Source organism: Pseudoalteromonas maris (assembly GCF_049257235.1).
GTDB lineage: Bacteria > Pseudomonadota > Gammaproteobacteria > Enterobacterales > Alteromonadaceae > Pseudoalteromonas.
Map to the genome: position 1 here is coordinate 24,584 of NZ_JBMMUF010000002.1, position 18,575 is coordinate 43,158.

General features: G+C 44.6%; 19 protein-coding genes. 16 read left to right on the forward strand and 3 right to left on the reverse strand.

What is annotated here, in order from left to right; all coding sequences use genetic code 11:
- The first annotated feature begins 19 nt into the window (after positions 1-19).
- The 11 genes from lspA to AAEU32_RS03170 all read left to right on the forward strand — a co-directional run bounded on the left by lspA (position 20) and on the right by AAEU32_RS03170 (position 10,451).
- Positions 20-517 (forward strand): signal peptidase II, encoded by a 498-nt coding sequence (gene lspA / locus AAEU32_RS03120; RefSeq protein WP_421969076.1) that lies wholly within the window; start codon positions 20-22, stop codon positions 515-517.
- Positions 510-950, forward strand: coding sequence for an FKBP-type peptidyl-prolyl cis-trans isomerase (gene fkpB / locus AAEU32_RS03125; protein ID WP_421969077.1), 441 nt, complete (start codon positions 510-512; stop codon positions 948-950). Before lspA ends, fkpB begins: the two co-directional genes overlap by 8 nt.
- Positions 950-1,879 (forward strand): 4-hydroxy-3-methylbut-2-enyl diphosphate reductase, encoded by a 930-nt coding sequence (gene ispH / locus AAEU32_RS03130; RefSeq protein WP_421969078.1) that lies wholly within the window; start codon positions 950-952, stop codon positions 1,877-1,879. Before fkpB ends, ispH begins: the two co-directional genes overlap by 1 nt.
- 18 nt (positions 1,880-1,897) lie before the next feature.
- Complete coding sequence (locus AAEU32_RS03135) at positions 1,898-2,914, forward strand: sensor histidine kinase (protein WP_421969079.1); 1,017 nt, start codon at positions 1,898-1,900, stop codon at positions 2,912-2,914.
- Between the two features lies 1 nt (position 2,915).
- The gene (locus tag AAEU32_RS03140; RefSeq protein WP_421969080.1) at positions 2,916-3,623 is read left to right on the forward strand and encodes a LytR/AlgR family response regulator transcription factor; all 708 of its coding nucleotides are present in this window, start codon (positions 2,916-2,918) and stop codon (positions 3,621-3,623) included.
- 270 nt (positions 3,624-3,893) lie between these two features.
- Positions 3,894-4,430, forward strand: coding sequence for a type IV pilus modification protein PilV (pilV, locus tag AAEU32_RS03145; RefSeq protein WP_421969081.1), 537 nt, complete (start codon positions 3,894-3,896; stop codon positions 4,428-4,430).
- 9 nt (positions 4,431-4,439) lie between these two features.
- Positions 4,440-5,465 (forward strand): PilW family protein, encoded by a 1,026-nt coding sequence (locus AAEU32_RS03150; protein ID WP_421969082.1) that lies wholly within the window; start codon positions 4,440-4,442, stop codon positions 5,463-5,465.
- Complete coding sequence (locus AAEU32_RS03155) at positions 5,447-5,929, forward strand: pilus assembly PilX family protein (protein WP_421969083.1); 483 nt, start codon at positions 5,447-5,449, stop codon at positions 5,927-5,929. Before AAEU32_RS03150 ends, AAEU32_RS03155 begins: the two co-directional genes overlap by 19 nt.
- A gap of 30 nt (positions 5,930-5,959) precedes the next feature.
- A complete protein-coding gene (locus AAEU32_RS03160; protein ID WP_421969084.1) occupies positions 5,960-9,736 on the forward strand; it encodes a pilus assembly protein in 3,777 nt (1,258 codons plus the stop codon).
- A gap of 5 nt (positions 9,737-9,741) precedes the next feature.
- On the forward strand, positions 9,742-10,146 hold the full coding sequence (locus AAEU32_RS03165) for a type IV pilin protein (RefSeq protein ID WP_421969085.1): 405 nt from the start codon (positions 9,742-9,744) through the stop codon (positions 10,144-10,146).
- A 2-nt stretch (positions 10,147-10,148) separates the two neighbouring features.
- Positions 10,149-10,451 (forward strand): TapY2 family type IVa secretion system protein, encoded by a 303-nt coding sequence (locus AAEU32_RS03170; protein ID WP_421969086.1) that lies wholly within the window; start codon positions 10,149-10,151, stop codon positions 10,449-10,451.
- 70 nt (positions 10,452-10,521) lie between these two features.
- On the opposite strand, the gene AAEU32_RS03175 is transcribed toward AAEU32_RS03170, so the two are convergent.
- Positions 10,522-11,076 carry a GspH/FimT family pseudopilin gene (locus AAEU32_RS03175; RefSeq protein WP_421969087.1) on the reverse strand — a complete coding sequence of 185 codons (555 nt, stop codon included), beginning with the start codon at positions 11,074-11,076 and terminating at the stop codon, positions 10,522-10,524.
- A gap of 47 nt (positions 11,077-11,123) precedes the next feature.
- On the reverse strand, positions 11,124-11,672 hold the full coding sequence (locus AAEU32_RS03180; protein WP_421969088.1) for a GspH/FimT family pseudopilin: 549 nt from the start codon (positions 11,670-11,672) through the stop codon (positions 11,124-11,126).
- Between the two features lie 130 nt (positions 11,673-11,802).
- On the opposite strand from AAEU32_RS03180, the gene glnB reads away from it, so the two are divergent.
- A complete protein-coding gene (glnB, locus tag AAEU32_RS03185) occupies positions 11,803-12,141 on the forward strand; it encodes a nitrogen regulatory protein P-II (RefSeq protein WP_421969089.1) in 339 nt (112 codons plus the stop codon).
- A 95-nt stretch (positions 12,142-12,236) separates the two neighbouring features.
- Here the strand turns inward: glnB and AAEU32_RS03190 are convergent, their stop codons facing one another.
- A complete protein-coding gene (locus tag AAEU32_RS03190; protein WP_421969090.1) occupies positions 12,237-12,995 on the reverse strand; it encodes an outer membrane protein assembly factor BamD in 759 nt (252 codons plus the stop codon).
- A 123-nt stretch (positions 12,996-13,118) separates the two neighbouring features.
- On the opposite strand from AAEU32_RS03190, the gene rluD reads away from it, so the two are divergent.
- The 4 genes from rluD to AAEU32_RS03210 all read left to right on the forward strand — a co-directional run bounded on the left by rluD (position 13,119) and on the right by AAEU32_RS03210 (position 18,541).
- The gene (gene rluD / locus AAEU32_RS03195) at positions 13,119-14,096 is read left to right on the forward strand and encodes a 23S rRNA pseudouridine(1911/1915/1917) synthase RluD (RefSeq protein WP_421969091.1); all 978 of its coding nucleotides are present in this window, start codon (positions 13,119-13,121) and stop codon (positions 14,094-14,096) included.
- The gene (pgeF, locus tag AAEU32_RS03200) at positions 14,083-14,826 is read left to right on the forward strand and encodes a peptidoglycan editing factor PgeF (RefSeq protein ID WP_421969092.1); all 744 of its coding nucleotides are present in this window, start codon (positions 14,083-14,085) and stop codon (positions 14,824-14,826) included. Before rluD ends, pgeF begins: the two co-directional genes overlap by 14 nt.
- An 86-nt stretch (positions 14,827-14,912) precedes the next feature.
- Positions 14,913-17,489, forward strand: a complete 2,577-nt coding sequence (gene clpB / locus AAEU32_RS03205) for an ATP-dependent chaperone ClpB (RefSeq protein WP_421969093.1) — start codon at positions 14,913-14,915, stop codon at positions 17,487-17,489.
- Between the two features lie 110 nt (positions 17,490-17,599).
- Positions 17,600-18,541, forward strand: a complete 942-nt coding sequence (locus AAEU32_RS03210) for an NADP-dependent oxidoreductase (protein ID WP_421969094.1) — start codon at positions 17,600-17,602, stop codon at positions 18,539-18,541.
- Positions 18,542-18,575 lie beyond the last annotated feature (34 nt).

Below are 18,575 nucleotides of genomic sequence, written 5' to 3' on the forward strand. Positions count from 1 at the left end.
TGAGCGTTTAGGAGTTGTCGTGTTAGCAAAACGAAATGGATTAATTTGGTTGGTGCTAACAGCAATCATTTTGGTGGTCGATTGGGCCACCAAAACGTATGTTGTTAACACTATGGCCCTAGGGCAAAGCATTGATGTGTTGCCTGTATTCAATATTACTTATGTGCATAATCCTGGCGCTGCATTTAGCTTCTTGAGTGAAGCCGGTGGCTGGCAGCGTTGGTTTCTAAGCGCAATTGCCATTGCTATTTCAGTGCTGCTGGTGTGGTGGTTAAAGCGTTTACCTGCATCAAATAAGCTACTTGGTTGTGCATATGCATTGGTGTTGGCAGGTGCTCTTGGCAACTTATATGACCGTATGGTTTACGGTTATGTAATTGATTTTATTCACGTATATTATCAAAATTGGCATTATCCTAAGTTTAATATTGCTGACTGTGCGATTTGTATTGGTGCGGCGCTGTTATTAATTGATGCCTTTAAAACGAGTGGTAAAGAGGAGTCGGTCAATGAGTGATGCGGTAATTGGCGCAAATTCACAGGTGCTATTTCACTTTTCAATTAAGTTATCTGACGGCTCAGCGGCTGATTCGACAAAAGTACATAATAAGCCTGCTAAGTTGGTGATGGGTGACGGCAGTTTGACCGAAAACTTTGAAAAATGTTTATTGGGTCTATCGGCTGGCGATGCAAAGTCATTTGAGCTTGAACCAGAAGATGCCTTTGGCCACCCGAATCCGGATAACATTTATCATGTTGACCGCAGCAAGTTCGGTGCCGAGGCTCCCGCACAAGTTGGCGCTATTATCGCCTTTACTCAGCCTGATGGTACGGAGTTGCCGGGTGTTGTGCGTGAAGTGCAAGGGCAGTCGGTGACGATTGATTTTAATCACCCATTGGCAGGCCAAAAGCTGACTTTTGAAGTTGAGATCCTAGAGGTGACGAACTAATGAAAATCATGCTAGCAAACCCACGCGGCTTTTGTGCGGGTGTAGATAGAGCGATTAGCATTGTGGAGCGCGCTTTGGATATTTTCGAAGCGCCAATTTATGTGCGCCATGAAGTGGTACATAACAAATACGTTGTCAATGGTCTCAAAGACCGCGGCGCTGTATTTGTGGAAGAGTTGCATCAGGTGCCTGATGATAGCATTGTGATTTTCAGTGCGCACGGGGTGTCACAAGCGGTTCGTCAAGAGGCTAAGCGTCGCGAGCTTAAAGTGTTTGATGCAACTTGCCCGTTGGTGACGAAAGTACATATGGAAGTGACTCGGGCGTCACGCCGTGGCACCGAGTGTGTGTTAATTGGTCACCAAGGACACCCTGAAGTCGAAGGCACAATGGGCCAATATGATAATCCGCAGGGTGGGATCTATCTTGTTGAAACTCCTGAAGATGTTGCTAAGCTTGAAGTGAAAGATGCGAGCAACTTGTTCTATTGTAGCCAAACGACATTGTCGGTGGATGACACCGCCGATGTAATCGATGCATTACGTGAGCGTTTTCCAGAAATAGATGGCCCACGCAAAGATGACATTTGTTATGCAACTCAAAATCGCCAAGATGCAGTGCGTGATTTAGCTGACAAAGTTGATGTGCTATTAGTGGTTGGCGCGAAAAATAGCTCTAACTCTAATCGTTTACGTGAATTAGCAAACAAGATGGGCACAGCTGCTTACTTAATTGATGATGCTGATTCAATTGAGGCGTCGTGGCTAGATAATGCTTCGAGTGTTGGTGTAACGGCAGGAGCTTCAGCGCCTGAAGTGCTAGTGCAACAAGTGATTAGTCACCTAAAATCTCTTGGCGGCGAAGAAGTGGTTGAAAACCCAGGTCGTGAAGAAGACATCGTGTTCGCTGTTCCAGCTGAATTAAGGTAACAATATAGGGGGTCAGGTATGTCGTCAGCGATTAAATCGCCCCCGTATTCACTATTAAGTACCCTGTGCCAGACCCGCGGGGTACTCAGCGCAGTGGTCGTCGCTCAGGTGCTGGCTCTGATCATAACCCTTAGCGAGTATGACTATAGCCAGTTCTGGCTGGTGCTTGGGCAAACCAGCCTATTAGTTCAGTTTATCACCTCAGTAAGCATAGCAATTCTCTACGTTTTAAATCGCCTAAAACCGCAACTGAGCGAGACTATACAAGCAGTTTCCTTTGTGCTCACCTTGGTAGTAGTGACCTTTCTAACAACAAGCTACATTAGTTATCTAAGTGTGTTGGACGACCCCATATCTTATTGGTTTGTAGTTAAAAGTTGTGCGATTAGTGTATTAGTCACAACGTTGTTTGTGCAATTTATGGCGATGGTCAACGAACACGCAAATGCGCACTATGCTTACACTCAGGCGCAATTGGACGCACTACAGGCGCGTATTAAGCCGCATTTTCTATTTAATACCTTAAACACCGTAGCTGAACTTGCACATCAGGATCCCAATGCTGCAGAGGAGTCTGCATTGGCGCTGGCATCTTTATCTAGAGCTGCCATCAATGCGGGTCAAGATAGTACATTAGAGCAAGAGGTCATTCTTGCAAAAAGATACATATCATTAGAACAGTGGCGTTTTGGTGAGCGCTTGCTCGTTGATTGGCAGTTGCCCGAGACGTTGCCTCAGGCTGCATTGCCGTGTTTAACGTTACAACCCTTATTAGAAAATGCTGTGCAATACAGCGTACAAGGTGAAAACCAGCAATCTCAAATTACCGTGCAAATGGTCGCGACACAAAAATCCGTCACCATTGTGGTCGAAAACACCATTGGCAGTGCGATATCAGATAAACAAGGTAACGGTATAGCCCTTGGCAATATAGCACAGCGATTGAAGTTAAAATTTGCGGATGCCGCGCAATTGACGACTCGCAAATACGACGGACAGTTCCGCGTTAAACTGGTTGTGCCAAGGAGAGTGTAATATGCTTCGAGCCTTGATTGTTGATGATGAACCTCTTGCACGAGCGCGCCTCAAAAGACTGCTCAGCGCGCACGAGGCCACTGTGTGCGTGTTAGCAGAAGCAGCCGATGGTAAAGAGGCGCTTGCACAGTTTAAGGCGCTGCAAGTAGACGTTGTCTTTCTTGATATAGAAATGCCTGAATTAAGTGGTGTTGAGGTTGCAAAGGTGCTTGCAAACGAACCGCATCCTCCGGCAATTGTTTTCACAACGGCTTATAGCGAACATGCGCTCACAGCTGTAAATTTGCAGGCTGTGGGCTACCTTCTAAAGCCTGTTGAAGCAGAGCACCTCGCACACATCCTTAGTAAATTGGGTACCACAAACAGAGCGCAAAATAGTGAGCGTCAAGATGAGACAATTAGCTATCAATTGGGCAATAAAATAATAAAAGTTGCGCTTGAAGATGTCTGCTACTTTCATGCAGATGGTAAATACACCCAAGTGATGACCGTGCAAGGAGCGCAGGGGTTGGTAGATGAGCCATTAAAAGCGCTTGAGGAGCGTTTCGGCATGAGGTTTGTTCGTGTTCATCGTAACTGTTTAGTTAATAGCGGCGAGATAGCTGCGTTAGAAGCCCATGAGCAAGGTCATGTGATTCGTTTAAAAAGTAATAAGCAGCCGATATCCGTATCAAGAAGAGCATTAAAGCAAGTTAAGTCTTTATTGTAACAAGCCTTCCTTGGTATATCGTAGTTAATATAAACCTCATTAAAACATCGATTTATGTTTTCATGGCTTATACCAATTGTATTAGAAAAATGAGCTAGGCTAGCGCTGGATAAATAGCGCTTTATCTGATCACATATTTATGCGCATTGGTATCTTATATATCTGACATTGCCGTTCATCCTGATAAATTTACCGTTTATACCTATTCCAGTTGCTCCTTGTTTCACAGTTACTAAACTGTTATCTACCAATAATTTAAATTAAAAGACTATGCGTAATCAACGGGGCTTTACTCTATTAGAAACACTAATAGCATTTATTGTTTTGGTGTTTGGTTTGCTTGGCGCAGTAGCGCTGCAAGCTAAGGCTAAACAAGCAACTTTTGACTCTATGCAACGCGCTGCAGCGTTAGGTGTAGCGAATGATGTAATCGACAGGATGCGAGCAAATAGTGAGGCGACATTGGCAGGTAACTACAACGGTAACATCTCTAGTGGAGATACACAGTCAGGTGGGTATGTTAGTTGTATAAATAACAACTGTCTACCTGCTCAGGTCGCTGCCTTTGATAGAGAGCAGTGGCGCAGAGCAATCCGTGCTGTAGATAACACTGGTTCACTTTCAGACGCACAAATTTGTATTTCAACAGCAGGAGATGCAGAGCAAGTTACTATTAACGTCATCGTGTCCTGGGATTCGCGCCAGCAGTTGTCTAGCGCAGGCGATGCAGTAGGTGATAAAACGGATTGTGGTGGCGACAACAATCGCCGTCGTGTGTTATCAGTTGATTCATTCTTATTTGTTTAGGGAAATATCATGAGATTCAATTACATATCTACCCCTAATAGAGAATCTGGCTTTACTCTTCTAGAATTGATGATCGCCATGGTGGTAGGCATCTTTTTATTAGGTGGCGTGATGTTTACCTATCTTAGTATGAAAGTGACGACAACCGATACTGTTGAGATGGGTGAAATGCAGGAAACGGGTCGCATAGCCCTTGATATTATTGGTAAAGACTTAGCAATGGCCGGCTTTTTCGGCCGAGTTAATAATGAGGAGTTAGCATTTGCTGATGTAACTGGGCTTGCAGCAGTCGCTGGCGACTGTAGCGCCGGCGCAGGGACTAACAGCGCAAGCTTTCCAACTCCTGGAGCTGCTACTAATTTCAGGACGCTATACGGTGAAGTGGTTGGCTCAACAGCGTCCGAATTTACGTCATGCTTGAGTGGCGCAAAAGCTGGGAGTGATGTGCTGCAAATTAAACGGGCAAGTGGCCAAGACGTCAGTGGGCAAGCGACGGATGCTAACCAATACTACGTTGAATCTACTCTTGGTACAGCTAAATTTATTGCCGGTGGTGGTACTGCTATTGATATCGATGGTACCAATGTATGGCCCTATAACCACCATGTCTATTATGTAAGTGAAGATACTTACACCAAAGGCGATAAGACGATTACAGTGCCTGTGTTGATGCGCAAAAGACTCACGGTAGGAAATATGGTGACGGAGCCTATTTTGGAAGGTGTTGAAAATCTAAAGTTTTCATATGGTATGGACATTAATGGTGATGGCGCGGTTGATCTTTATAAAGATGCATCGCAAATGACTGCAGTGGACTGGGAGCAGTCCGGCATTACTAAAATAGAGACTATTCAGGTGGCAGTTCTTGTAAGAGCGACTGAAGAGGACAAAAACTCGAAGGTCAGCAATCGTACTTACAAACTTGGCGATAGCCAGAGGGTAATCACCGGCAATGACAGTCATAGACGAATGGTTTTTGTATCAACATTTAAGCTAAATAATGCGGGGAATAACCAATGGTCTATCGCACTTTAAACATTCATAAGCAGCAAGGTGTTGTGTTAGTCGCAGCTATCGTTATGGTGCTTGTAGTAAGTGGTATAGCGGTTACTTTAATGAGCAACAGTAGCGTTGATATGAAGGTGATTAATGCTGCTCAAGATTATGATCAAGCATTAAGTCAGGCGCATGCAGATACCAGTCGTGCAATTTATACTGAGTTAAAATCAAGTAACGGTATTAATTTTACTACGCCCAACTTGGGCACCGTAGACGAGAGTGTACCACTTGTAGCTGAGGGGGCAGAAGCTGCGTTGACTTTAGTGAAGGCCCCAGGGGTATTGAGTGCAACAAATTGTTCTCGAAAAAGGGCAGCGAATGATACCAGTGCAGATATTAAGTGCAGCCGTGACCTGAGAGTGAATTCAACAGTGTTCTTCGGTAAGGGCAACCGTCATTCGGTCAGTGTTGTATCAGGTATAGAGCAAGAGTCTCTGTAGCAGGTTGAGAATTTGGAATAGGTGAACGAAATGAAAGTTCTAAATAAATTAGCTTTGGCAATTGCACTGTGCTCTCCTGCAGCGATACATGCAGAAGACATTGAGGTGTATGTAGGTCAAAAAGCGGCAGTTGGTGCTAAAGCAAAGGTACTCTTCATACTTGATAATTCAAATAGTATGAACGAGGGGGTATTAGCCCCAGAGCCATACAACAACACCACAGAGTATGGAACCGATGGTGCCGATAGTGGCTTTAAAGATGATTATATTTTTTATTCAGTGGGTCAGACTATCGATGATATTGTGCTCGCTGAGCTTGATAATCGCTCAGATGCAAAGCGCTTTAATTTTTCTCTTAATGGTTGTGATGCTGCAAAAGAAGCGTTAGCAAAGTATGGTTTTTTTACCGGTAAAATGCTTGAATTTTCAGGTAAAAAGAATACAGGGGAATGGATTAACCTCAAAAATGACAACGGCGGCAATATGCAAAGTGCTGTCGATTGTCTAGCTGATTTCAGAAACAATGACGGTGATAATCAATACCTCCACCCTGAGCCTACTAAAGTAACGATCGACCAATATCTCCAAGTGGCGAAAAGTGGTAGTAATATCTATAGCTCGCAGTTTAATGATGAATTGAAAGGGTTCCCAACGACGACTAAAAATCCGGACCACGCTGACTTCATGGGTTATTCAGGCGAAAGCCCTGGCGGAGAGTACGATGCCGAGATGCGCGCAAAAATGGAGGCAATTTTTGAAGAGGCAACGGTCGTTACTTTATACTCACCGCATTATGTACGTTGGTACATCGATAAAGAAGCGAATCAAACGACTCAAGACAAGATTGAAGTGGCTAAAGAGACCATTCAAACAACGCTTGGTGCTACTCCTGATGCCGATTTTGCTTTGATGGTTTATAACTTGAACTTTCCGCAAGAAAATGATCGTGACGGTGGAAGACTTGTAGCGAGCTTTGGTAACGATGGAAGTATTTTCGATATTGTTTCCAGCGTAAGCGGTCAAACAAACACGCCACTGTGTGAGACGTTGTTTGAGGCATATAATTACTTTGCAGGTAACCCAGTTTTATATGCTGATGATGATAAAACGTGTAATAGTGAAACGGGTGAGTGTGGGGGAGTTAACTACCAAGGAAATGACCCGGCGTTCGATTTGAGTTCGACGGTCAATGGTGAGGGGGTACTTTACAATAGTCCTTATGTAGATCGTGGCGGTTGTCCTCAAGATATTAGTATTGTCTATATCACGGATGGTGCGCCAACTATCGACAACGCTGCTGATGGGGCTGTCAAATCATTGTTTACTACTGTTAACTATGTAACCGGTCAAATTGAAGGGGTTACGCCAGATACAGTTCCCGACCCAGAGGCGCTAAAAGGTAAAGAGTTTGCTAAAGATGAAAATGGCGAAGTTATTGTTGATGAAAATGGAGAGCCAAAAGTCATAGCTGAGAGCTACCTGCCCGCACTTGCTCATTATATGAAAAAGCAAGATATCAATAAGCTAATCCCGGGTAATCAGACAGCAACCTTGTATACCGTTGGTTTTGGTGGAGATGCGCCTGAAGCCATTCTTTCTAAAGCTGCGGAAGAAGGTGGTGGTCGTTATTATTTTGCTGATAATGGCGAGTCGCTTTCAGAGGCGATATCAGAGACTTTGGCTGAGATATTGGCAACGTCAACATCATTTACCGCTCCATCTGTGGCCAGTAATAACTTTGACCGTACGAGAACTTCTGACTCAGTATATTACGCAATGTTCTTGCCGACGGAAGGCGCTCGTTGGGCTGGTAACTTGAAAAAGTTAAAAGTTTCCAATGGCACAGTGGTTGATTTGAATGGCCAGCCAGCTCTGGATCAGGACGGCAATATCAAGTCAGGGACAGATATTGCAACAACTTTTTGGAGCGCAGCACCGGATGGAAGCGATGTTCGAGCCGGTGGTGCAAACTACGTGCTCTCTGAAGTGAGTGCTTCCAACCGCAGGGTTTATTCAAATATTGGAATAGATGGCGCAATTACAGCATTTGACGCAAGAAATATTATTGACTACTACGGTAGTGAAGCTGATGCCGGTATTGCATTAGGTGTTGAAAAAGCAGAGGTCAAACCCTTAATCGCTTGGGCGCGTGGTATGGACGTTGACGATGATAACAACGACGGTCAAAGAACAGATACGCGCCTGGATGTCATGGGCGATCCTCTTCACTCGCGTCCAGTTGCATTGTCATACCCTGATGGTGAAATTAAAGTTATTATGGGTACAAATGCCGGTTTTATTCATCTATTTTCAGATCAATACAACACCCTGACTGAACAGTGGAGCTTTATACCTGAAGAGTTATTCGACAATTTATCAGTGCTTCGTAATAACACCGGCGGTGAAAAAGTGTATGGTATGGACAGTACAGCCACTGTGCACTTTATCGATGCAAATAACAACGGTATTGTTGATGAAGGTACGGATACAGTATGGGTGTTTTTTGGTATGCGCCGTGGCGGATATTCATACTATGCGATAGATATCTCAAACAGTAGTACACCCAAACTAATGTGGCACATTGATAATACGACCATAGGGTTTGAAGAAATGGGTCAGAGTTGGTCTAGACCAATCATCACCTACCTCAAAGGCGTTGTGAACAGTAACAATCGCCCAGAGCCTGTATTAGTGTTTGGCGCAGGTTACGATACCAACAAAGACTTGAATTACACTGCAGATAGTGTTGGGCGTGGTGTTTACCTTGTTCGTGCTAGAAATGGTAGCTTGGTTGGTAAATTCACCAATGAGCTAACTAACACTTTAACAGGCGATGTTTATTTCCCAGGGAATCACGGTATCGTCGGTGATATTGCGGTACTCGATAGTAATTATGATGGCCTTACCGATCGCATGTATGCAACCGACACGGGTGGCAATGTTTGGCGATTTGACATGCCCAGCGCTGATAAATCCACATGGTCAACATTTAAATTTGCTGATTTAGGTGCAATAACACCCGTTTCGGAAAATCGTCGCTTCTATTATGGCCCATCTGTTTCGAGAACCTTTTCTGCTTTGGTGCAGTCGACGGAAATAGACGGTGAAACCTACATCTCTCGAATAGAAACTCCTTTTGAAGCCATTACGGTGGGGAGCGGAAACCGGTCGCATCCATTGGAAACTGAAGAAGGAAACTTCTTATACATGTTGCGAGACGAAAATGTCAGGACTCAAACATTTGAGCCAGTTGCTAACCCCGCACCAGCACCATTAACACCGAGTGACTTGCGTGATATCACACAACTGCCATTTGATGGTCTTGAGGGAGGCAGTGATGCGTTTGTGGACCAAGAGCTTATTATGGGGTCTTATGATGGTTGGATGTACTCTCTACCTGCAACTGAAAAATCTCTGTCTAAACCTACAGTACTGTTTGGTGTTGCTTACTTCACAACCTTCACTCCGAGTGAGGATAATGATTTGGCGAAATGTGTACTAAAAGGTGGCGCCGGCAAGTTGTATGCGTTTAATCTACATTATGGTTCAACAGTATACAGCTCGCTGTCATTTGATTTGGGGAATAAAATTCCTCCCGCACCAACATGGGTAGTTGAAGACCAGTTCTACTGTCTCAACTGTGGTACTAGTACGGGCACAGGCTGGGGAGCGGTCGATGAAAACGGAAATCCTTCACCTGATGGCGGTCTGTTGCAGTTGATTGCTGTTGATGAAAGCGATCCTTCTAAAACAACAAAACCTAGCTTTAGAACCACACAAAACTATATTTATCGATTAGAGGAATAAACCTAATGTTAAAGCAAAAAGGCTTCACATTAATCGAGTTAATGATTGCAGTGGCAATAGTAGGCATCTTAGCCTCTATTGCCTACCCGAGTTATCAGAACTTTGTTATTAAAAGCGCTCGTTCTGAAGCGATGTCGGCTGTGTTAGACGCTGCCAGTAAGCAAGAGCAATATTTCGCAGACAATCGCCAATACACAGCTACAATCGCCGATTTGGGTCTAAGCACAGCGTCTGAGTCAGGTTTATATACCCTATCAGCAACAGTGAATGGACAAAGCTTTACGATTACTGCGACACCTGCTTCTGGCGTGGTTACTAAGGACACAGAATGTACGTCTTTTACTGTGAATGAGATAGGTGTCAAAGGCTCTACAGGAAGTGCAAGTACAGATACATGTTGGAAGAGGTGATTATGAAATTATTTATCTTACTGTTAACGTCAGCATTGCTTATCGCAACTTCAGGAGCAGTAGAGGCAAAATCACTCTACAAGTATAAGTGCTATGCGCTTTTGGAGGATGACACCTTTGCTGTTATTGATGTTGAAGTCAAAAACAAAGCAAAAGTTCAAGCGCAAAAAGCGGCTGTGGCTGAAGGACATATGTACCCTGGTGCAGAGCGTCACAGCGTAGCTCAGGTAATGGAATGTGTTTTGCGCACGGATGAGTTTACTGATGCGAAGGCGCAAGCTGCCGATAAGGCTAAATTGAGATAACAGATATGTTAGGGCGTGCAGATATTCGTCGCAACGCCCTAATGAGTTACTTTGAGTATATTTAGTTAAACTATCCTTGATTTGACTGCTTACACTTGTCACTGTCCTCTTTCAATCTGACCCTCCCAGAGTTGGCGACAGAAATACGTACAGCAGGTTGATTTAAAGAAGAATTTTCAGAGCAGTATAGAAAGCTTCCATTTGCAAACCCAACAATTCCTCCTGACGGTGTAAAAGTAAGGCCTCTTCGAGAGTAGCGTAAACTATCTCCGCCCTCAGGAGATGTTAAATCGGCAATGACCAGTTCGTTTTGTGAGCGTGTTATGTCTTTATTGCTGTCTACAAACATCATAATGTCATTGGTCCAAGAATCTACACACTGATAATTAATGTGTGGACAAATACTTATGAAGTCAGCATTGTTGATAGCGAATGAGCGGGCGGCAATGAGATGACTATGAAGTTGGGTCATGTAGTCATACTTTCGGCTTTTCTGACTAAGTGGTGATAAGTTGGATATTGTTATAGACAATAATACACTAGCTATTGTCACTGCCATTAGTAGCTCTACTAGAGAAAAACCAGTGTGTTTTATAGCTTGACTAGAGAAGGTGTAAGCTTTCATCCTTGAAGCTCTTAACAGGTCCTTGTTTAGTTATTTTAGTACCTTTTTTAGGTTCCGCAAGTGCTTGTAGTGCTCCCTTTATCGCGAACTGCGCCAGATGGGCTAACATCAACAGAGATATTGTATTTGTTGTCTGAAGTTGAGGGGCAATAGATAAATGACTGTGTAGTGGCTGTTTGACCTCGCTGGTCAAACCTTATTGAACTCTCTCCTGAGGTATTTATTAATTTACTATTTGCCGTCAAAGGGGATAATGCACGCACTAGAATATCAGCGTCTGCATCGAAACTACCGTTATTATTAATGTCAGAAAACATAACGATGGTTCCAGCTTGCCAGTCGTTGCCACATGCTCCTGTTGAGCCAGGAGTGGTTACTGGACAGACGATCACAGGATCACCGGTAGTCATTGCTTTAGCGCGAGCAAACTTCAGCTGGCGTTTGAATTCACCACTAAAGTTATTAGCTTTTTCCTTCGCGGTCATTTGCGAAGTGTCATACAGTGCTATAGCTAAAAGGATTGCGGCAATCGCAATTGTCATCATCAGCTCAATCAGGGTAAAGCCCTTATTCCTTGATTGTTCGAAACTTTTCATAACATCTTCTCGTTAGAATCATTATATTAAGTGTAACACCATTAACCTATTAGTCACTATTTTTGAAGTTTGCGTATAGGAGCACAATTGACTAGAATCGGCCCATCTGCCAGAGCAAATTATAAAGACAATGAAAAAAATTGAAGCCATCATCAAACCATTCAAATTAGATGACGTACGTGAAGCGTTATCTGAAGTCGGCATCACAGGTATGACTGTGTGTGAAGTAAAAGGTTTCGGCCGTCAAAAAGGGCACACAGAGCTATATCGTGGCGCTGAGTACATGGTTGATTTCTTGCCTAAAGTGAAGCTCGACATCGTGCTTGCTGATGAAGATGTGGATCGTGCTATTGAAGTGATAATTAAAACTGCGCAAACAGGGAAAATCGGCGATGGTAAAATTTTCGTCACTGATGTTGAGCGCGTAGTGCGTATCCGTACACAAGAAGAAGACGAAGAAGCAATTTAATATTTGTCCTGATTCTTCTTGGGTTATGCACAAAAAAACCGATGCCATGGCATCGGTTTTTTATTAGCAATTTTATAATACTGAACGCTGAACCATTAACGGTTACGCTTGTTTAAATCCAGTGTTTGTTTGGCATGCTCAGCCATGTCATCAAGACCAAGCTTTTTGTAGCTTTTCACCATCATTTCAAGTGCTGGCTCTAGGTAACTGCTTTGTGAAAAGTGCTCGACTACGTACTTGCCACGGTTTGCTGCTGCTAGATAAGCTTCACGTTCAAAGTAATACTCCGCTACTTTCAACTCATTTCGCGCCATTTTGTTTAGTAACCACACTAGGCGGCGTTTAGCCTCTGGTGCGTATTTACTCTCTGGGAAGCTACTTACTAACGTCGATAAGTCTTTGAATGCTGTACGTGTGCGCTCAGCATCTCTGTCTGCGCGGTCAACGCCAAAGTATTCTTGGAATGCGTTTTTATCTGCTTTGATGTTCACCAATCCGCGCATGTAATACATGTAATCCAAGTCTTTATGATTTGGGTTTAGGCGGATGAATCGGTCAATTGTTGCGAGCGCCTGCTCTGTGTTGCCTGTTTGATAGTAGGCATACACTAAGTCCATTTGCACTTGTTTTGAAAATGGGCCAAACGGATATCGAGCGTCAATAGCGGATAATAGCTCGATTGCTCGTGCGTATAGGCCGGAATCTAAGGTTCCTCTGGCATCTTCATATAAGGCTTGCGCAGATTTGTTGGGCACTCTTTCTATTTCTTCTTGCTCGGGTGCGGATGAACATGCGCTAAGTAAGGTGGCTGTAAATACGACTGCTAGTGCCCGTTTACTTATTTTATTTATCATTAATTAGGTACCTTCGTTGTCTTTGGCTAGGCCAAGTAGGTAAAACCGAGTAAACTATGCGAATTATGCGATTCTAACCCAGTCAAGCAGAGCTTGCACTGGTAAATTAGGTAAAACTTGCTTATGGCAGAACAAATTTCCCTCAGTGCAGAGGTTCCGGTTGAACTTGGCGGTAAACGTCTAGACCAAATTTTGGCGCAATTGTTCCCGGATTATTCGCGTTCGCGTATTAAAACGTGGATTTTAGACGACATGGTGCATGTAAATGGTGCTGTCGTAAACACCCCTAAAGAAAAATTGTTGGGTGGCGAACAAGTTAATATTGAAGCGCAAGTAGAAGCACCTCGCGAATATGAAGCGCAGGATATTGACCTAAATATCGTCTACGAAGACGATGACATTTTGGTGATTAATAAGCCCGCAGGACTTGTTGTTCATCCCGGTGCTGGTAACCCAGATGGCACAGTATTGAATGCACTGTTACATCATTGTCCTGAAATTGAAAATGTACCACGAGCTGGTATTGTGCACCGCTTGGATAAAGACACCACGGGATTAATGGTGGTGGCGAAAACAATTCCAGCGCAAACGCATTTGGTTGCTGCGCTGCAAAAGCGTGAGAATTTCACGCGTGAATATGAAGCGATCTGTTACGGCACGATGACCGCAGGTGGTATGGTGGACGCGCCTATTGGCCGTCATGCGACTAAGCGCACACATATGGCGGTGACAGAATTTGGTAAGCCAGCTGTGACGCATTTTCGTGTAGCCGAGAAGTTCCGTGCGCACACGCGTTTGCGTCTGCGTCTAGAGTCAGGTCGTACGCACCAAATTCGTGTGCATATGGCGCATATTAGCCACCCACTTGTTGGTGACCCTTTCTATGGCGGTCGTCCTCGCCCTCCTAAAAATGCGTCAGAAGAGTTTTTAACGACTCTTCGCGGCTTTAAACGCCAGGCTCTTCACGCTATCAAGCTACAGCTTGCGCACCCTATTACTGGGGAGCAAATGCGCTGGCAGGCACCTGTGCCGCAAGATATGGTGGAACTCACAGAGGCGTTGCGTTTAGACACCGAACTCAATGGTCATGAAGAGTTCTAAGAGCGACGCATTCTTTACCCCTCGTTGGCAAGCACCAAATACTATTGGTGCTTTGCAAACAATGCGCTCAGGGGGCTTTAGTGAATCTGTGTACGACAGCTTTAACTTGGGCAACCATGTTGATGATGCCCCCGATGCGGTTGCAAAAAACCGTGCATTACTTGATGCGCAACTTCCAGCTCCAGCACGTTATGTTAACCAAGTACACGGCACGCATATTCACATTGTCTTGGATGATCACAGCGATACGCTTGTCGACGCTGATGGGCAGTTCACAGCGTGCAAAAATGTGCCGCTAGCGATAATGACAGCAGATTGTCTTCCTGTTTTGCTTGCCAGTGATGACGGTAAAGAAATAGCTGCCTTACACTGCGGTTGGCGCTCTCTAGCCGGTGGTATCATTGAAAAAGCACTCCCTATGTTCAGTGCAAGCCCTGCGAATATATGTGCTTGGCTTGGTCCAGCTATTGGTTCATCAGCGTTTGAAGTAGGGGCCGAGGTAAGAAGCGCTTTTATTGCACACAACCCTGAGCATGTCTGCGCCTTTAAGGCGACCACAGATAAATACCTTGCGGATTTACCCATGTTGGCAAAACAGAAGCTAACTCATTTGGGCGTCACTGCTATTGACGATGCTGCACAATGTACATATACCCTCAATGAACGTTATTTTTCTTATCGCCGTGACGGTCAAACTGGACGCATGGCAAGCGTGATCTGGCGCAAATAATCACCAGTTTTTATCCTCAAAACTTGAACAATGCGAGTTGTGCACCCATTAAATAAGTAATAGAACTTTTTAGTGGAAACAGACACATGCGTTTAGATAGATTTACCAGTAAATTTCAACAAGCGCTTTCCGATGCTCAATCTTTGGCGCTCGGGCGCGACCATCAATTCATTGAACCCGTTCACTTGATGTATGCATTGTTACAGCAAAGTGGCTCAAGCGTGCGCGCTTTGCTGGCCCAAGCGGGCGTGAGCGCAGATGAGCTCAATACCAAACTTTCCCAAGAAATTGAAAAGCTGTTCAAAGTTGAGGGCGTAGGCGGTGATGTTCAGCTTTCAAACAACATGGTGTCTTTGCTCAATTTGTGTGACAAATATGCCCAAAAGCGCAAAGACAAGTTCATCTCCAGTGAGCTATTTGTTTTGGCTGCGTGCGAAGATAAAGGACCTTTGGGAGGTATTTTCAAAGCCTTGAACATCACGACCAACAAGGTCGAAAAAGCGATTGATGCACTGCGTGGCGGACAAAAAGTGGATGATCCCAATGCAGAAGATACGCGCCAAGCCTTGGAAAAATTCACCATTGACTTAACAGAGCGTGCTGAGCAAGGCAAATTAGACCCTGTCATAGGCCGTGATGAAGAGATCCGCCGTACAGTGCAGGTGTTACAGCGCAGAACAAAGAATAACCCTGTTCTCATTGGTGAGCCTGGGGTAGGTAAAACGGCCATAGTCGAGGGGCTTGCTCAACGTATTATTAATGGTGAAGTACCTGAAGGTCTTAAAAACAAGCGCGTGTTGTCACTTGACTTAGGTGCCTTAGTCGCGGGTGCTAAATACCGTGGTGAATTTGAAGAGCGTCTTAAATCAGTACTTAATGAGCTTGCGAAAGAAGAAGGGCAGGTGATTTTATTTATTGATGAAATTCATACTATGGTGGGTGCAGGTAAAACCGATGGCGCAATGGATGCTGGTAATATGCTCAAACCGGCGCTTGCTCGAGGCGAGTTACACTGTGTCGGGGCAACAACGTTAGATGAGTACCGTCAATACATCGAAAAAGATGCAGCGCTTGAGCGTCGTTTCCAAAAAGTATTGGTTGATGAGCCGAGTGTGGAAGACACCATTGCTATTTTGCGAGGCTTAAAAGAACGTTACGAGTTACACCATTCAGTGGAGATCACAGACCCCGCAATTGTCGCTGCCGCACACTTATCACATCGCTACATTAGTGATCGTCAATTGCCTGACAAAGCCATTGATTTGATTGATGAAGCTGGCTCATCAATTCGTCTACAAATCGACTCCAAACCAGAACAGCTCGACCGTTTAGAGCGCAAGATCATTCAGTTAAAACTTGAAGATAATGCGCTAGCCAAAGAAAAGGACGAAGCATCGCACAAACGTCGTGAAGAAATGCAGTCACTCATCAAAGAGTTGGAGAGTGAATATGCTGAGCTTGATGAAGTGTGGAATGCCGAAAAGGCCTCTTTGCAAGGTACTCAGGTCATCAAGGCTGAACTGGAGCAAGCTCGATTAGATTTAGACGTAGCGCGACGCGCAGGTGACTTGCAGCGCATGTCTGAGTTGCAGTACGGCCGTATTCCTGAACTTGAGCGTAAATTGGATTTGGCATCTCAAGTTGAAATGCAGGATATGAGTCTACTGCGCAATAAAGTGGGTGAAGACGAAATTGCTGAAATTCTTTCGCGTTGGACGGGTATCCCTGTTGCGAAGATGCTCCAAGGGGAACGCGAAAAGTTATTGCAGATGGAGCAAGAGCTACACGAGCGAGTGATCGGTCAAGACGAGGCGGTGACGGCTGTGGCTAATGCAATTCGTCGCTCTCGTGCAGGGCTTGCCGATCCCAACCGGCCAATCGGTTCATTTTTATTCCTCGGGCCCACAGGAGTCGGTAAAACAGAGCTAACCAAAGCACTTGCACAGCTCATGTTTGACACAGAAGATGCCATGGTACGTATCGATATGTCAGAATTCATGGAAAAGCATTCTGTGGCACGTTTAGTGGGTGCTCCTCCTGGCTATGTTGGCTATGAAGAAGGTGGTTATCTTACAGAGGCTGTGCGTCGACGTCCCTATTCAGTGGTGTTGTTAGATGAAGTAGAAAAAGCTCACCCAGATGTATTTAATATCTTACTTCAGGTGCTTGATGATGGCCGTCTCACAGATGGCCAGGGTCGTACTGTCGATTTTAAAAACACCGTGATTATTATGACATCAAATCTGGGCTCTGATGTGATTCAAGAGCAAGCGGGCAATAATGATTATGCGTTAATGAAGGAAAAAGTGATGGCTGTGTTAGCACAGCAGTTTCGCCCTGAATTTATTAACCGCATTGATGAGACGGTGGTCTTCCATCCACTGGCATCAGAGCATATTAAACAAATTGCTGATATTCAGCTGGCTAAACTGTATGAGCGTCTCACTGAAAAAGGCTACATCCTAGAGGTCACAGATGCAGCGCTTGCGAAGTTGGCACAAAGCGGTTTTGACCCAGTGTACGGTGCTCGACCACTTAAACGAGCCATTCAGCAAGCTATAGAAAACCCATTAGCACACAAGTTGCTTGCAGGGGAACTCTCAACAGGCAATGTAATTTGCATTGATGCAAACGACGACGGCTTTACCTTTGTCAGTAAATAGGTAAATACAATAATATTCAAACACACAGGCGGCTTTTTAGCCGCCTTTTTATTGTTTATAGCGGATGGTAATGTCAATATAAGCATAATTACCAACAGGCAAAATGTGTTATGCAAAGCGATTATCAAGCTATGGCTATACAGGCATTTGGTGAGGCTGGGGTGTTAAAACCCATTACCTTGCCAATGCCGCAAATTACCGATGGTGAACTTTTAGTGAAAGTTCTTAGCACGTCTATTAATCCCATTGATGTTAAAACACGTGCAGGTATTGGTTTTGCAGCCGAGCAAAATAAGCATAATTTACCTTTGGTGCTCGGTTATGACTTATTTGGCGAAGTCGTTGAATGTGCGCCGGATATCAAAGGGTTTGAGCAAGGTGACTTAGTCATGGGAATGGTTGGCTTTGCTACCCAACCAGGCACCTATGGGCAGTATGCTAACGCGCGTGCTAATGAAGTTATAAAAGTGAGTAAAGAGAACGCAAATTCCCTGTTGTCCGGTCTATGTCTTGCGGGCTTAACTGCATTTCAAGCAATTTCAGCCCTCGCATGCCCAAAAACTCAGCCTATTTATATCAATGGTGCCACCGGCTCGGTGGGCTCTTTAGCTGTGCAAATAGCCCGTAATATGGGCTACTCAGTGATAGCTGTTACCCGTAGTGAATTGCCAGAGACGTTAGGTGTCGACATCACAAGCATGAGTTATGATGAGTTTGTTAAAGTGCCAGCAAAGCGTCACCTGATTGACGTTGTGGGTATGGAAGTGGGTATGCGTTGCTTACAAGGGCTCAGTGCACAAAGCGAGGTAGTGACTATTCCTACCTTATCTCAGGGGCAGATCATTCAAGGCGCACAGATGCAGGGCGTAAAAGCGCAGGGCGTTTTGGTGGTTAAGAATAACGCTCAGCTAGCGTGTCTTTACAATTGGTTTAAACAAGGCACGTTGGCGCTGATGCACCGCACTATGCCATTGAGTGCAGCTGGGTTGGCACATCAACAAATTGAGCAAAATATCTGCAAAGGGAAAGTTATTTTACTGCCATGGTCTTGAGTAATGACAAGTGCACCCCATAACAGAACAATTG